We start from the raw sequence: 696 nt of genomic DNA on the forward strand, positions 1-696 counted from the left end.
ACCACGCAGCAGAACGCCACAGTTCTCGCCAGCACGACCTTCGTCGAGCAGCTTGCGGAACATTTCAACACCGGTGCAGGTGGTGGTGGTGGTGTCACGCAGACCAACGATTTCCAGGGCGTCTTGAACGCGGACGATGCCACGCTCGATACGACCGGTAACAACGGTACCACGACCCGAGATCGAGAATACGTCTTCGATTGGCATCAGGAACGGCTTGTCGATAGCGCGCTCTGGCTCTGGGATGTAGCTGTCCAGAGTTTCTACCAGTTTCTTGACGGCAGTGGTGCCCATCTCGTTGTCGTCTTTGCCTTCCAGAGCCATACGAGCCGAACCGATGATGATCGGAGTGTCGTCGCCTGGGAAGTCATAGGTGGACAGCAGGTCGCGAACTTCCATCTCGACCAGTTCCAGCAGCTCAGCGTCGTCTACCAGGTCAGCCTTGTTCAGGAAGACCACGATGTACGGAACGCCAACCTGACGGGACAGCAGGATGTGCTCACGGGTTTGTGGCATCGGACCATCGGCGGCCGAGCAAACCAGGATAGCGCCGTCCATCTGCGCAGCACCGGTGATCATGTTCTTCACATAGTCAGCGTGACCTGGGCAGTCGACGTGAGCGTAGTGACGGATCTTCGAGTTGTACTCGACGTGCGCGGTGTTGATGGTGATACCACGCGCTTTCTCTTCTGGAGC

General features: G+C 57.8%; 1 protein-coding gene. It reads right to left on the reverse strand.

The window, feature by feature from the left end; translation table 11 throughout:
- Positions 1 to 696, reverse strand: a 696-nt coding sequence (locus AC58X1_RS24705) for a GTP-binding protein (RefSeq protein ID WP_497429618.1), incomplete at both ends; no start/stop codon positions are given.

The sequence above is a fragment of the Pseudomonas sp. PGPR N4 genome (assembly GCF_059693665.1).